Genomic DNA, 15263 nt, shown 5'->3' on the forward strand with positions numbered 1-15263 from the left:
AACCTTCTAGAGTTTTCTAGAAGGTTTAGTTTTTCCCTTAAATACCATCTTTCGTTATATCCCCATATTCACGAAATTTGATGTGGCAAATATATAATGCTTATTTTATTTTTTAAAGGGGATTTCCGCAAAAAAAAGTGTGTATTACCGTAGCGCTTTTTTTGTTAATTATTATAAATAAAAACACCTATCAATAGCAATGATAGGTGTTTTTTATAATGTTTCTTTTTCAGAATCTTCCCATAGAATGTTAAATTCTATAGCAAATATATACTGCTTATTTTGCTTCACATAGGGGATTACCGCAATAAAAAGTGTGAATTACCGCAATGTATTAATCAAGAATACCTAACTCTTTAGCCTTTAATACTAAATCGGTATTATTATGTGCTTGTAAATCGGTACGAAGTTTAGCCAGTTTACTTTCTATAGAGCGAACTTTAACTAAAGAACCATCAGGTTTTTTTACAACACCTTCTAAATTGGCAATTTTAGCATGGTTTGGTAGTTCTTTTAAAATTTGAATAGCAACCTCGTCCATTTGAATTTCAACTAATGCTCTCTTTAAAAGTTTTTGATGTATTTCATGTGTATAGTATGTTTCACCCTTTAACATTTTTTGAATAGCAAAGGTTAATTCATCTGTACTGCAGTTTCCTTTTAAAATATAGGCAGACGGATTTAAATTATGAATAACATTAAAAACACGATTGGTTTCTGAATGACCAGTGATTACACCTGTTTTTATATCAATTCCTTCTTGCTGAATCGCTTTTATTAAAGCCTCACCGCCATCTAAAATAACGTTTCCGTTATTGTTATCGAAACTTAAATCGGTAAAAACAATATGAAATGGATTGCTATGAAGTGTTGTTTTTATTCTAGAAAAGGCCTCATCGCAAGAGTTTGCGGTTTCTATTTCTAAATTATCAATATCTTTTAAATAAGAAATGATTCCTTCGATAATTAATTGATGGTCATCAACTAAAAGTATTTTTGTTTGTCCAGACATTTAAGGGTATTTGTATGCTAGTTTTGGTTCCGTTACCTATTTTACTTTCAATGTTTAGGGCTCCATTTAACTCATCAACACGTTCTTGTAGGTTTTGTAAACCAATTCCTTTTTTACTAATAGCGGTATCAAAACCAACACCATTATCAGTAATAGTCAAATGTACATATTTTTTATGTATTGTAAAATCGATACTTATTTTACTTGCTTGTGCGTATTTTTTACTGTTTTGAATGCTTTCACGAACACTTAAATACAATAAGCGTTTAATAGCATCATTTATGGTATGCCATTCGTTTTCTTGTAAACCTGCAACAGTTATTCTAAAACCTAGTTCAAAATAATCACTTACTAAGTTAATTATTTGGTCTTTAAAAGAAACTTTACCAAAACTAATACTACTTAATTGATGCGATAAATTACGTACGTTTTCTTTAACGGCATCTAATTTTTTAGCTTCTTCTAATAAATTAGATTTTTCTAATTTTTGATGTAGTAAGCGCAAATCTCCCGCAACCTCATCGTGTAATGATTTTGCAATTTGCTGTCGCTCGTGTTCCCTAGCTTGTACTCTTTCTAACTGTGCCAAGTATAATAGTTTTCTTTTTCTAAAGAAGTAAAATAAGATGCTCACACCAAATAATAACAAGCCACTTGCAGCCGCCAACCAACCAATAGTTTTTTGTTGTTTTTGATAAGTAATTTCTACTTGCTTCTTTTCGTTATCAGACTTTAAAACAGTGTTTTCTTTTTCTTTTTTATCAGTTTCGTACCTAATTTTAGCAAACTGATTTTTTAGTTGACGCTCTTTAGTAAACAAGCTATCATTAAGTTTTATGTATTGTTGTAGATAGCTTTTTGATTGCTCACCTGTTGTTAAGGCTGAAAGGTTTTTTAAAGCTTCTAGCCAATATTTGTTATTGTGGGTTTGTTTGGCATATTTTAATGCTTTATTTGAATGAAAGAGTGCTTTTTTATTTTGATTAATATCTTTGTAATAGTTAGCTATGTTTATAAGGGTGATACTAGCATTACTAAGATTATTATTGTTCTCTCTAATTTTTAAAACCTCATTATACTGTTTTAATGCATTTGTTTTTTTACCTAATTGATAATTACTATAGGTTAAGTTTTCTGATAGTAAAGCGTATTGTATTGGGTATTTCTCTTTAATACTATCAAAAGCTAATCCTTTTTTAAAATAAGGTATAGCTTTTTGGTGGTTGTTTTGATTTTGATAAAGAAGGCCTATGTTATTTATAATATATAAATACCCAATATTGTTATTGTTTATTTTATTATATGTTAATGCTTTATTGTAATAAAATAAAGCTTCTTTTTTTTGATTTAGTTCATCTGAGGCTAAGCCTAAAATATTGTAATTCCTTTCTAAAAATTTATTTGATTTAATAGGCTCTAAATATTGTAAGCCTTCTATAGCACTTACTTCACCACCTAAATAATCTTTAGCTCCTCTTTGTAAATTTGCTAAACTTAATAAACGCCTTCCTGCGGCTAAAGAGTCTTTTAAATTTTTCGAGATGTTTTTAGATTGGTAATAATAAAAAAAAGCACTATCAATGTTTAATAAAATTTTTTGTTCAAGAGCTTTAAAATGTAGGTGTTTTGCTAGTAGAGTAGAATCTTTGGTTTTTAAGAAAAGCTTATGAATATTTTTATTGGCAAAAAGAAGGTTTTCTGTTGATTTACTAAAATAAGAATTAGTTCCTAATAGAATATTAGTTTTTTTTATTAAAGAATCAAGACCAGATTCATTAGCATAAAAAACTGCTTTTTTAAGTAAAGGAATGTTTTTGGGGCCATAAATATTATCTATCTTTTTTAAATAGAAATTAACAGAATCTATCTCTCTATTTTGTGAAAAAGAAAATTTAATAAAGAGAACGAGAGAAAATAAGAGAAAATTTTTAGTCATAAAATAAAAAAACACCCTGTTTTAAACAAGGTGTTATAAATAAGTTTATTTACCATCGCCACCTTGGCTACCACCAGTACCGCCACCAGTACCTCCTGTTCCTCCTGTACCACCAGTTTTAGGGTTATCTGTGTCTGGGCTTAAAGTCATTGCCACTTCTTGTAAATTTTTGTTTTCCATAGTAATAGTTTTTAATTAAAAATTTTAGTGGGGGACTAAATAAAGCAACTAAATTAGTTTGTTTAAAATTAAATAACAAAGAATTAACTGTTTTTTATGATGTTGCCTTCTGTACGTCATTGCGAGGCACGAAGCAATCTTTGGCTTTCGAGTCTTAAATGGAGAGATTACTTCGTTCGTACCTCTCTCGTAATGACGTTTTATTTGTGTTTACGTCATTGCATTTTTAACCTTTGGTCATTGCGAGGCACGAAGCAATCTGTAACTTATGCGTTCCAAATTATGAGATTACTTCGTCGTTCCTCTCTCGTAATGACGTGCTATTTTGCTTATGTCATCGCTGCTAGAGGGAAACAACTCACGTCATTAGGCTAAAAATGAAACAACCTTACGTCATTGCGAGGCACGAAGCAATCTGTAACTTGTGCATTCCGAACTGTGAGATTACTTCGTTCGTGCCTCTCTCGTAATGACGTGCTGCGTTTTGTGTTTGTGTTATTTCGAATGTAATTTTTCCGTCATTGCGAGGCACGAAGCAATCTGTAACTTGTGCATTCCGAACTGTGAGATTACTTCGTTCGTGCCTCTCTCGTAATGACGTGCTGCGTTTTGTGTTTGTGTTATTTCGAATGTAATTTTTCCGTCATTGCGAGGCACGAAGCAATCTGTAACTTGAGAATTCTGAATGTTGAGATTACTTCGTTCGTGCCTCTCTCGTAATGACGTTAGAAAGTGAATAACCAGTTTTCAGATAAATCTAACCAGCTAGGATTATCTAGATTAATTAAATCCTCTTTTCTTTTCCTGTTGCCTGATTTTAATTGTTTTTCTCTAGTAATAGCATCGTTTATAGAAGTAAATTCTTCGAAATAGACTAATTTGTTACAGTTATATTTAGTTGAAAAACCTTTATGCTTTCCTTTTTTATGCTCGTGAATTCTTTTAATTAGGTTTGAAGTCACTCCAATATAAATAACGGTATTGTTTTTATTAGTTAAGAAGTAAACACAAGGGTTTTTCATGTTTTACAATTTACATAATTTTTCGGTCATTGCGAGGCACGAAGTAATCTTTAACTTTTGAGTTCTGAATGATGAGGTTACTTCGTTTATGCCTCTCTCGTAATGACGTGCTATTTTGTATTTCCGTCATTGCGAGGCACGAAGTAATCTTTAGCTTATGCATTCCGAACTGTGAGATTACTTTGTTCGTACCTCTCTCGTAATGACGTGCTGCGTTTTGTGTTTCTGTTATTTAGAATGTAATTTTTCCGTCATTGCGAGGCACGAAGCAATCTTTAGCTTATGCATTCCGAACTGTGAGATTACTTCGTTCGTACCTCTCTCGAGAAGCCTTGTTATGAAGCCATTTTATTAAATAAATCCCAAAGTACAACGCCGCAACTAACAGAGATATTTAAAGAATGTTTGGTTCCTAATTGTGGTATTTCAATACAAAAATCGGCATCAGAAACAACTTCTTGTTGTACTCCTTTTACTTCATTACCCATTACTACAGCGTATTTCTGGTTAGCTTCGGGAGTGAATTTATTTAGTTTTGTACTGTTCTCAGCTTGCTCTATGGCTAATACTTTAACGTTATCTTGTTTAAGTTTTGTAACTAATTCAATCGTGTTTTCAACATATTCCCAAGCAACAGATTCGGTAGCTCCTAACGCCGTTTTATGAATTTCTTTATTTGGTGGGGTAGCGGTAATACCGCAGAGGTATATTTTTTCAATTAAAAAAGCATCCGAAGTTCTAAAAACAGATCCAACATTATTTAAACTACGAATGTTATCTAACACGACAATGATGGGTGTTTTTTCGGTTTGTTTAAACTCATCAACCGTAATTCTACCTAACTCACTATTTTTTAGTTTTCTCATAATGTTTTAATTTTTATGGTGTCATTGCTACTATAAGGCTGCAATCTTATATTTCTGCTTCTAATTAAACAGATTACTTCGTCGTTCCTCCTCGTAATGACGTTTTTTTAAATTATTCCGACCAAAGAGAATTAATCTACGTCATTGCGAGGCACGAAGCAATCTTTAGCTTGTGCATTCTGAATTAAGAGATTACTTCGTCGTTTCTCCTCGTAATGACGTGTTATTATTGTTTCTGTCATTGTGATCAAAGGGAATTAATTTACGTCATTGCGAGGCACGAAGCAATCTTTAGCTTTTTAGTTCTAAACAGAGGGATTACTTCGTTATTCTTCTTTGTAATGACGTGTTGTTTTTTTTGATTTAAAAGAATCACTGTATCAAATAATTAAATAGAATTATATAACAACAATAACGCTTTTCATATCTTCGCAAAACTAATTGAAAAAATCTAAAAAGTTGGCAAAAACAAAGGCAAAAAAGGTGACTCCACTAATGCAGCAGTACAACGGAATTAAAGTTAAATATCCGGATGCAATGTTACTGTTTAGAGTGGGAGATTTCTACGAAACCTTTGGTGAAGACGCTGTAAAAGCATCTAAGATTTTAGGAATTATTTTAACAAAAAGAGGTGCCGGTAGCGAAAGCGAAACTGCTTTGGCTGGTTTTCCACATCATTCGTTAAATACCTATTTGCCTAAATTAGTAAAATCGGGTTTACGCGTTGCTATTTGCGATCAGTTAGAAGATCCTAAAATGACAAAAACGATTGTAAAACGTGGTGTTACCGAATTGGTTACACCAGGTGTAGCCTTAAATGATGAGGTATTACAATCGAAATCAAATAATTTTTTAGCAGCAATACATTTTGGTAAAAAACGAGTAGGTGTTTCTTTTTTAGATGTTTCTACGGGGGAGTTTTTAATTGCGCAAGGAAACGAAGAATATATAGATAAGCTTTTGCAAAACTTCACGCCAAGTGAAGTATTGGTTGAGAAAAAAAATAAACAGCGATTTTTAGAATTGTTTACCAATCGTTTTCATACTTTTTATTTAGAAGATTGGGTTTTTCAAAAGGAATACGGAAACGAATTATTAAGCAATCATTTTAAGGTTAAAAATTTAAAAGGATTTGGTGTTGAAGAGTTAGAACAAGCTATTGTTGCTGGTGGTGCAGCGATGCATTATTTATCAGAAACACAGCATAATAAAATAGAACATATTCAATCGATAAGCAGAATTGCTGAAGATAATTATGTTTGGATGGATCGTTTTACCGTTAAAAACCTAGAGTTATATGGCGGAAACGATGTAAATGCTGTTTCTTTATTAAATGTAATTGATAAAACAGTTTCTCCTATGGGAGGGCGTTTGTTAAAACGCTGGTTAGCATTACCGTTAAAAGACTTAGAGCAGATTAAAAAGCGCCATGAGTTGGTAAAGTTTTTAATAGATAACGATACTTTTTTCGAAACGGTTGCGTATCAATTAAATCAGGTTTCAGATATCGAAAGGTTGATTTCGAAAGTAGCCACGGGTAAGGTTTCCCCGAGAGAGGTTATCTTATTAAAAAACTCGTTAAAAGCTATTCTACCGATAAAAACATCCGCAGAAAAAACGAATAACAAAACAGTACAAGAAATAGGAAAGCAATTACACGATTGTAAACTATTAATTGATAAAATAACAGCATCTGTTTTAGAAGAAGCACCTGTAAATATTAATAAAGGAAACGCTATTGCAAACGGTGTTTCTGCCGAGTTAGATGAATTGCGAAGTATTTCTAATTCAGGAAAAGAGTATTTAGATAAAATGTTGGCTCGAGAAATCGAGCGAACGGGTATTACGAGTTTAAAAATAGCTTTTAATAACGTTTTTGGTTATTATATAGAGGTTAGAAATAGGTATAAAGATCAGGTTCCTGAAGAGTGGATTCGTAAACAAACTTTGGTAAATGCCGAGCGTTATATTACAGAAGAGTTAAAGGAATACGAAACAAAAATATTAGGAGCCGAAGAGAAAATTCAGCAATTAGAAGTAGATATTTTTACAAAACTGGTACAGTTTATTATTGGTTTTGTAAAGCCTGTACAGCAAAATGCTCAAAATATTGCAAAGATAGATGTGTTATTGTCGTTTGCACAATTGGCGAAAGATAACAACTATGTGCGTCCGATGATGGATGACAGTACAGATATTGAAATTAAAAATGGACGCCACCCAGTTATAGAAAAACAGTTGCCAATTGGCGAAGAGTATATTGCAAACGATGTGGTTTTAAATCGTAATCAGCAGCAAATAATCATGATTACAGGGCCCAACATGTCGGGTAAATCGGCAATACTACGCCAAACAGCCTTGATAGTTTTGTTAGCGCAGATGGGAAGTTATATTCCAGCTCAGAATGCCCGAATTGGTATTGTTGATAAAATTTTTACCAGAGTAGGCGCGAGTGATAATATTTCGATGGGAGAATCTACCTTTATGGTTGAAATGAACGAAACAGCATCGATCTTAAATAATATATCTGAGCGTAGTTTAGTATTGTTAGATGAAATTGGTAGAGGAACTTCTACTTACGACGGAATTTCAATCGCTTGGGCTATTGCCGAATATTTACATGAGCATCCATCAAAAGGAAAAACGTTATTTGCTACGCATTATCACGAGTTAAATGAAATGACAAGTACGTTTAAGCGAATTAAAAACTTTAATGTATCGGTAAAAGAACTAAAGGATAGTATTATTTTCTTACGTAAACTGGTTGCGGGTGGTAGTAACCATAGTTTTGGTATTCATGTAGCTAAACTTGCAGGAATGCCGAATTTGGTAATTAGTAGAGCACAAAAAATTCTAAAAAAATTAGAAGAAAATAATGCTCATAAAGAAGTGAAAGAAGTTTTAAAAGATAGTCAACATGAAGACATGCAAATGAGTTTCTTTCAGTTAGATGATCCTTTATTAGAAGACATTCGCGACGAAATTTTAGCTACAAATATTGATACACTTACGCCAATTGAAGCCTTAATGAAGTTGAATGAAATTAAGCGAATGTTGGTTAAAAAATAAAACTGTTTAGAAAGATAAATTTCCGTCAACCTGAATTTATTTCAGGTTCTCATACAAATTGGTTATCAGTATGATTTGATTCTGAAACAAGTTCAGAATGAAGTTTTAAAAACTCTCTAAACAGTTTGTATATTTTATAACTTTCCTCTTAAAACTAAAACAGGAACATTACAATTAAACTCCTTTTTTTGAATCGAATTTTTTTCCCAAAGTTTTTGAAAAAAACCTCTTTTTCTTCTAAAAACACATAATAAATCAGGATTATGAGATTGAAAATGCTCTAAAACTCCTAGAAAAGTAGTTGCGTTTTCTGTAACCGTTAAATTACTATGAGCTTTTTTTAATTCAGCATCTAAAACTAAATCTTCTTCGGTATAGTTAGGTGTTTTTACTAACAGTAAATTAGATGAAGCAACAAAAGTATCTAAAATTTTATGTAAAGGATCTAGTACATTTTTTTTATTCATAACCCCCGATTTAAAAGCTGTTAACACAGATTTTATAGGGATGAATTTATAACCATCAGGAACAACTAACATCGGAATATCAGTTTGTTTTAAAATACTACCAGAAGTACTGCCTAAAAACATTTCTTCTTTAATAGAATTACTTTTAGGGCCCATAATAATTAAATCGATATTTAACTCTCTGTTTATAGAAGTAATACTTTCTAACACATTTCCTTTAGCAGAAATCATTTTTATAGTTACATTTTTTCTGTCAACAGCATTAATCATTGTGCGTAAATATAAATTTGTTTCTCGCTGCATAGTATCATCTGGGTTCACAAACGTACCTGCTTTAGATAATACTTTGTAGGCGCGCATTACAAATACTTTTGCATTCATAGCTTCAGCAAAATCAATGGCATATTGCAAGGTGTTTATAGAGTTGTCTGTTGAGCCAATAGGAACTAATATATGTTTCATAAAATGTTTTTAGTAATTTTAAGGTATTGATGTGGTTAGTAATATACAAAGATATTTAAAATACATTAATTTAAGTAATTTGCTTCTTAATGTACTATAATAACTGTTCTTTTGCTTATAATAAAAAAGTATGAGTTACGATATAAGTTTTAAACGAATTAATAAACTTGCTTTTCCGGCTTTAATAGCAGGAGTTGCAGAGCCTTTATTGTCTACGACAGATTTAGCTATTGTTGGAAATATTGATTTCAAGGCTACAGAAAGTATTGCTGCAATCGGAATTGTAGGTGCTTTTTTATCGATGCTTATTTGGGTTTTCGGACAAGCTCGTAGTGGTATTTCGTCTATCATTTCTCAATATGTTGGTGCTAATAAATTAGCCGAAGTTAAAAATTTACCTGCACAAGCAATTTTGATAATATTGATAACTAGTTTGATTATTTTAGTAATTAGTTATCCGTTTACGAAAGAAATATTCCAGTTTTACAATGCTTCAGGAACTATTTTAGAATATGCTATTGATTACTACAAAATACGTGTTTTCGGCTTTCCGTTTACGCTATTTGTAATTGCTGTTTTCGGTACTTTTAGAGGATTACAAAACACCTATTATCCCATGTTAATTGCTATTATAGGTACTGGTGTAAATATAATATTTGATGTCGTTTTGGTTTACGGTATTGATGGTTATATACCCGCAATGAATATTACAGGAGCAGCCTATGCAAGTGTAATTGCACAAGTTGTGATGGCACTTATTTCGGGGTATTTATTAGTAACAAAAACTGATATTTCATTAAAAATAAAATTGCCTTTTAATAAAGAAATTCCGAGGTTTATAAATATGATTTTAAACCTATTTGTGCGTACAATTGCGTTAAATACAGCCTTATATTTTGCAACCTCTTATGCAGCTTCTTACGGAAAAGAATATATCGCAGCCTATACAATCGGACTTAATTTATGGTTAATGGGTGCCTTTATGATTGATGGTTATTCGTCCGCAGGAAATATATTATCAGGAAAGTTGTTAGGAGCAAAAGATTATACAAACCTGGTTAAATTAGGTAATAAACTAATTATTTATGGTTTTGCATTTGGTAGTTTTTTGGCAGTTGTAGGATTCGTTTTTTATAATTTTATAGGAAATATATTTACACAAGAACAAGAGGTGTTAATAGAGTTTTACAATACGTTTTGGGTTATTTTAGTAATGCAGCCAATTTGTTCGATAGCCTTTATTTATGACGGAATGTTTAAAGGAATGGGAGAAATGAAATATTTAAGGAATGTACTATTACTTTCAACAGGACTTGTTTTTATTCCGACTTTATTATTTTTTGATTCGATAGATTATAAATTACATGCTATTTGGATAGCCTTTTTTGCCTGGATAATTGCTCGTGGAATTCCTTTAATTTTTAAATTTAGAAATACGTTTTTATCACGCTCACAAAAAGTGTAATTTTGAGGATAAAATAATCACAAAATGACCACAACAAGAGAAAACGGAAGTTTATATACGCATATTGATAATAAAATAGCAACTATTGAATTCGGGCACCCGGCAAGTAATTCGTTTCCGAGTGAGTTATTAGCCCGTTTAGCAAACGAGTTCGATAAATTATCAACCAATGAAGCAGTGGCTATTGTGGTGTTAAAATCAGAAGGAGATCGCGCTTTTTGCGCAGGTGCTTCTTTTGATGAGCTCGTGGCAATTGATAATTTAGAAGATGGAAAACAATTCTTTTCTGGTTTTGCAAACGTGCTAAATGCAATGCGCCGTTGCTCTAAATTAATTGTAGGTCGTGTGCAGGGAAAAACTGTTGGTGGCGGAGTTGGTTTAGCAGCTGCTTGTGATTATGTATTGGCAACAGAGCATGCTTCTATTAAATTATCTGAATTTACAATAGGTATTGGTCCGTTTGTAATTGCGCCTGCCGTAGAGCGTAAAATTAGCGTGAGTGGTTTGGCGGAATTAACATTAGATGCATCTAATTGGAAAAATGCTTATTGGGCAAAAGAGAAAGGTTTATATGCTCGTGTTTTTGATTCAATTACCGATTTAGATAATGAGTTAACTATTTTTACTGAAAAATTGGCTTCTTATAATCCAGAAGCATTATCAGAAATGAAAAGCGCATTGTGGAAAGGAACTGAACACTGGCAAGAATTATTGATAGAAAGGGCCGAAACATCGGGTAAGTTAGTATTATCTGATTTCACTAAAAAAGCATTGGCAAAGTTCAAAAAATAAAAATCTTTTTAAAGTAAACAGATGGAAGAAACTAAAAGTTATAAAATAGGATATGAATTAGGTGGATGGATTTATCATAACCCAATAGTATCAATAGCGGTAGGAGTTGTTATTTCAATAGGTTTCGTATGGTTATTAACAAAAATTGCAAAACAAATTCGTACTTTTGGCGAATAAAAAACGTAAATTATGGGTGGAGATTATTTATTTGCCATTTTAGCAGCAGGAGTAGCAATTGTATATTTTTACAATAAATACAGAGGTAATAAAAAACACAAAAGATAGTGAGTAATATTAGAATCACAAAGCAATTTAGTTTCGAAACAGGCCATGCTTTATATGGTTATGATGGTAAATGTAAAAATGTTCACGGTCATAGTTATAAGCTTTCTGTAACTGTAATGGGTCAGCCTATTACCGATAACTCGAATGTGAAATACGGAATGGTAATTGATTTTACAGATTTAAAGAAAATTGTAAAAGAAGAGATTGTTGATGTTTTTGATCATGCTACCGTATTTAATAAAAATACACCTCATATTGAGTTGGCTAAAGAGTTAAAAGATAGAGATCATCATGTTATTTTGGTAGATTATCAACCAACAAGTGAAATGATGGTGATTGATTTTGCAGAAAAAATTAAAAACAGACTTCCAGAAAATATTAAACTTCACGCTATAAAACTACAAGAAACGGATACAAGTTTTGCAGAATGGTTTGCAAGTGATAATTAATATTTGAAAAAGAATAAACATAAAATGCTCAGCATTAAATTAACGCTGAGCATTTTATGTTTATATAAAGAATTATTTGCCATTAAATTCATTCATCGTATTTGCCATTCCGGCTGTAATAAAAGAAGTAATAGCGTTAACAGAAGTTGGTATGCGTTCAATCATTTCGCTTTCTTCATCTTTGTTCCACTCGCCTAATACATAATCTACTTGGCGACCTCTGCCATAATCAGCACCAACACCAAAACGAAAACGAGGGTACGCACCGGTGTTAAATTTATCTTGAATATCTTTTAATCCATTATGTCCACCAGAACTACCTTTTGGTTTTATACGTAGTTTTCCGAAATCAATATTTAAATCATCGGTAATTACCAATAAGTTTTCAACCTGAATATTTTCTTGTCGCATCCAATACATTACCGCTTTGCCACTTAAATTCATATAAGTATTAGGTTTTAAAACGATTACTGTTTTTCCTTTGATTTTTAATTTGGCAATATCCCCTAGTTTTTCAGTTTCAAAACTAGCATCGTGCTCTTTAACAAAAGCATCTACTATTTTAAAGCCTATATTATGACGTGTGTTGTGATATTTATCACCAATATTACCTAAACCTACAATTAAAAATTTCTTCATCGAATGTTGCGCTGTATCTGTTGTATGTGTTTTAGAAAAGTTAAGTAACTTTTTAAATAATGAGTTTAAAACCATGCGGTAAAAATAAAAAAAGCGTTACACAAAGGTAACGCTTTTATAAAATTGTAGTATAATTTCTTATGCTTCTGCAGTAGCATCAGCACTTTCTGCTGCTGCTTTCGCTGCGTTACGAGACATACGTACTTGAGCAACTACTGTGTTATCTGGGTGTAATAAAGCGTAGTTATCATTTCTTAATTCGGTAACATATAATTTATTACCAATCTCTAATCTAGTAATGTTAGCTTCAATAAAGTCAGGTAAGTTAGCTGGTAAAGCCTTTACTCTTAACTTACGTAAGTTGTGACGTAAAGCCCCACCTAACATAATACCTTTAGCAGTACCTACTAAATGTACAGGAATTTCCATAGTTACTTCTTTGTCTTCAAAGATTTGGTAGAAATCTACGTGTAAAATTCTGTCTGTAACTGGGTGAAATTGGATATCTTGTAAAACAGCACTATATTTTGTACCGTTTATTTCAATCGTAGCAGTAAATACATCTGGAGTAAATACTAAAGGCTTGAATGATTTTTCTGCTGCTGAGAAATGTACTGCCTCTTTTCCTCCGTATAATACGCAAGGAACCTTTCCAGCATTACGTAAGGCTTTAGTTGCTTTTTTACCTACGCTTTCTCTTTGTGATCCGTTGATTGTAATTGATTTCATTACTTCTTATTTATTAAATTTATTTACATTAAAAATTGTCCGCTAATTGATGTATTATCATGAACTTTATGCATCACATCAGCGAATAAAGTGGCGCAAGTTACCACTTTTATTTTAGATACACTCTTTTTTAAAGGAATTGTGTCTGAAACAATTAACTCCGTTAGCTTAGAGTTCTGAATTTTTTCATAAGCATCTCCCGAAAGTATAGGATGTGTACAAATTGCACGAACGCTTAATGCGCCTCTTTTCATCATTAAATTAGCAGCTTTAGTAAGTGTTCCTCCTGTGTCAATCATGTCATCAACAAGAATTACGTTTTTACCTTCTACATCACCAATTAACTCCATATGAGAAATTACATTGGCTTTTTCACGTTGCTTATAACAAATAACTACATCGCTTTCTAAATATTTAGAGTATGCATATGCTCTTTTAGAACCTCCCATGTCAGGAGAAGCAATTGTAAGATTATCTAATTTTAAACTTTTTACATATGGAAGAAAAATAGTAGAAGCAAATAAATGATCTACAGGTTTTTCGAAAAACCCTTGTATTTGATCAGCATGTAAGTCCATTGTCATAATTCTAGTAGCTCCCGCTGATTCTAATAGCTTAGCAACTAATTTAGCACCAATAGCTACACGAGGTTTGTCTTTTCTGTCTTGGCGAGCCCATCCAAAATATGGCATTACAGCTGTAATATGTCTTGCAGAAGCACGCTTAGCAGCGTCGCACATTAATAGCATTTCCATTAAATTGTCTGCTGAAGGAAATGTTGATCCAATAAGAAAAACTCTTCGACCTCTTACAGATTCTTCGAAAGCAGGTTGAAATTCACCATCACTAAAATGAGTTGTTTCTATATTACCAAGAGTTACTCCGTATTCTTTAGCAATTTTTTCAGCAAGATCAGTACTTTGAGAGCATGCAAAAATCTTTGGGCTTAATTGATCTACAGGCATTTATAAATTTGTATTTATAGTTAGTGTTGTTGTTAGAGCAAAAGTAAAACTATTTTAAGAGTTTAAAACTTATTTTTAAACGAATTAATTAAAATATTTTATAGATTTGCACACTGCTTAATGCTCGAGTGGCGGAATTGGTAGACGCGCTGGATTCAAAATCCAGTTTTTTCGGAAGTGCGGGTTCGATTCCCGCCTCGAGTACAAATAAAAACCTCAACTATTTATAGTTGAGGTTTTTTAATGATTAAAAATAACATTTATTAATCATGAATTTGAACAAAAAAACGAGAATTTCTTCTAGTTTATTTAACTTTCTATTGTTTTTTTATTTCCAAATCCTATAACATCTAAAACGCTGTCGTATTTTGGAGAAAAAAAGAAATCTTCAAGTATTGCTTTAATATCTCTTTTCTCTGAAGTATTGTTTTGCACTTCTAGGGGGGCAGGTGCATTTTGTAGAACTTTGATTTTATAAGCTTGTTGATAAGAATTTATAAAATCAATAAATGTGTCTTCAAAATTATAATTTGTTAAATGAATCTCATTATAGTTCATTATTTAAATCTTGTTTATACTTATTTAAAAGTGTTCTGGTAAGCGCTAAATTCGCTTTTTTAGAATCAACAGCTAAATAAACAAAATACTCACCACTGGGAGAAATATTTATGATATGTATTTGAGTTTCTAGGTTAAAGTGGATATCAGTTAACTGTTCGTTTAAACCTAAAGATTTCATTGCTTTACGTTTAGCGTTAATGATCTCTACATTATATGCACAAGCTAAAGCAGGATCAAAGCCTTCTAAAGCAGAATCTGATATAAGTGATTCACCTGATGCCATTTCCGCAACGCTAATTCCTATGTATCCTGAAATATTCTCTTTTACATTAGTTACCAATTTGTCTAAAATTTCTTGCATTTT

Annotated in this window: 16 protein-coding genes and 1 tRNA gene; 6 read left to right on the forward strand and 11 right to left on the reverse strand. The window is 31.9% G+C overall.

Annotation, left to right across the window (positions count from 1 at the left end; translation table 11 throughout):
- Positions 1 to 334: 334 nt before the first annotated feature.
- The 5 genes from AC28QF_RS02615 to AC28QF_RS02635 all read right to left on the reverse strand — a co-directional run bounded on the left by AC28QF_RS02615 (position 335) and on the right by AC28QF_RS02635 (position 5016).
- Complete coding sequence (locus tag AC28QF_RS02615; RefSeq protein WP_488202379.1) at positions 335 to 1012, reverse strand: response regulator transcription factor; 678 nt, start codon at positions 1010 to 1012, stop codon at positions 335 to 337.
- The gene (locus tag AC28QF_RS02620) at positions 981 to 2948 is read right to left on the reverse strand and encodes an ATP-binding protein (protein ID WP_488202378.1); all 1968 of its coding nucleotides are present in this window, start codon (positions 2946 to 2948) and stop codon (positions 981 to 983) included. The genes AC28QF_RS02615 and AC28QF_RS02620 overlap by 32 nt, the downstream gene beginning before the upstream one ends.
- A gap of 45 nt (positions 2949 to 2993) precedes the next feature.
- Entirely contained in the window at positions 2994 to 3128 is a 135-nt protein-coding gene (locus tag AC28QF_RS02625; RefSeq protein WP_488202377.1) for a hypothetical protein, read from the reverse strand.
- Positions 3129 to 3853: 725 nt separating this feature from the next.
- Positions 3854 to 4150: a GIY-YIG nuclease family protein gene (locus tag AC28QF_RS02630; protein WP_488202376.1), complete on the reverse strand. Its 297-nt coding sequence runs from the start codon at positions 4148 to 4150 to the stop codon at positions 3854 to 3856.
- Between the two features lie 335 nt (positions 4151 to 4485).
- A complete protein-coding gene (locus AC28QF_RS02635) occupies positions 4486 to 5016 on the reverse strand; it encodes an RNA methyltransferase (RefSeq protein WP_488200907.1) in 531 nt (176 codons plus the stop codon).
- A gap of 459 nt (positions 5017 to 5475) precedes the next feature.
- On the opposite strand from AC28QF_RS02635, the gene mutS reads away from it, so the two are divergent.
- Complete coding sequence (gene mutS, locus AC28QF_RS02640) at positions 5476 to 8085, forward strand: DNA mismatch repair protein MutS (RefSeq protein ID WP_488200906.1); 2610 nt, start codon at positions 5476 to 5478, stop codon at positions 8083 to 8085.
- 134 nt (positions 8086 to 8219) lie between these two features.
- Here the strand turns inward: mutS and AC28QF_RS02645 are convergent, their stop codons facing one another.
- Positions 8220 to 9014 carry a universal stress protein gene (locus AC28QF_RS02645; protein ID WP_488200905.1) on the reverse strand — a complete coding sequence of 265 codons (795 nt, stop codon included), beginning with the start codon at positions 9012 to 9014 and terminating at the stop codon, positions 8220 to 8222.
- A 130-nt stretch (positions 9015 to 9144) separates the two neighbouring features.
- On the opposite strand from AC28QF_RS02645, the gene AC28QF_RS02650 reads away from it, so the two are divergent.
- From AC28QF_RS02650 to AC28QF_RS02665, 4 genes are all read left to right on the forward strand, one after another.
- Positions 9145 to 10479, forward strand: a complete 1335-nt coding sequence (locus tag AC28QF_RS02650; RefSeq protein ID WP_488200904.1) for an MATE family efflux transporter — start codon at positions 9145 to 9147, stop codon at positions 10477 to 10479.
- A gap of 24 nt (positions 10480 to 10503) precedes the next feature.
- Entirely contained in the window at positions 10504 to 11271 is a 768-nt protein-coding gene (locus tag AC28QF_RS02655; protein ID WP_488200903.1) for an enoyl-CoA hydratase/isomerase family protein, read from the forward strand.
- Positions 11272 to 11292: 21 nt separating this feature from the next.
- Positions 11293 to 11448 (forward strand): hypothetical protein, encoded by a 156-nt coding sequence (locus AC28QF_RS02660; protein WP_488200902.1) that lies wholly within the window; start codon positions 11293 to 11295, stop codon positions 11446 to 11448.
- A 107-nt stretch (positions 11449 to 11555) separates the two neighbouring features.
- Entirely contained in the window at positions 11556 to 12005 is a 450-nt protein-coding gene (locus AC28QF_RS02665) for a 6-pyruvoyl trahydropterin synthase family protein (RefSeq protein ID WP_488200901.1), read from the forward strand.
- Positions 12006 to 12077: 72 nt separating this feature from the next.
- Here AC28QF_RS02665 and pth read toward each other — a convergent pair whose 3' ends face one another.
- The 3 genes from pth to AC28QF_RS02680 form a co-directional block, all read right to left on the reverse strand.
- Complete coding sequence (pth, locus tag AC28QF_RS02670; protein WP_488200900.1) at positions 12078 to 12644, reverse strand: aminoacyl-tRNA hydrolase; 567 nt, start codon at positions 12642 to 12644, stop codon at positions 12078 to 12080.
- Positions 12645 to 12782: 138 nt separating this feature from the next.
- Positions 12783 to 13373: a 50S ribosomal protein L25/general stress protein Ctc gene (locus tag AC28QF_RS02675; protein ID WP_488200899.1), complete on the reverse strand. Its 591-nt coding sequence runs from the start codon at positions 13371 to 13373 to the stop codon at positions 12783 to 12785.
- Positions 13374 to 13396: 23 nt separating this feature from the next.
- Complete coding sequence (locus AC28QF_RS02680) at positions 13397 to 14338, reverse strand: ribose-phosphate pyrophosphokinase (protein WP_488200898.1); 942 nt, start codon at positions 14336 to 14338, stop codon at positions 13397 to 13399.
- A gap of 122 nt (positions 14339 to 14460) precedes the next feature.
- On the opposite strand from AC28QF_RS02680, the gene AC28QF_RS02685 reads away from it, so the two are divergent.
- Positions 14461 to 14542: transfer RNA gene (locus AC28QF_RS02685), tRNA-Leu, on the forward strand.
- Between the two features lie 105 nt (positions 14543 to 14647).
- On the opposite strand, the gene AC28QF_RS02690 is transcribed toward AC28QF_RS02685, so the two are convergent.
- A complete protein-coding gene (locus AC28QF_RS02690; protein ID WP_488200897.1) occupies positions 14648 to 14896 on the reverse strand; it encodes a hypothetical protein in 249 nt (82 codons plus the stop codon).
- Entirely contained in the window at positions 14886 to 15260 is a 375-nt protein-coding gene (locus AC28QF_RS02695) for a hypothetical protein (protein ID WP_488200896.1), read from the reverse strand. The genes AC28QF_RS02690 and AC28QF_RS02695 overlap by 11 nt, the downstream gene beginning before the upstream one ends.
- Positions 15261 to 15263 lie beyond the last annotated feature (3 nt).

The organism is Tenacibaculum sp. M1.3A (genome assembly GCF_057732375.1).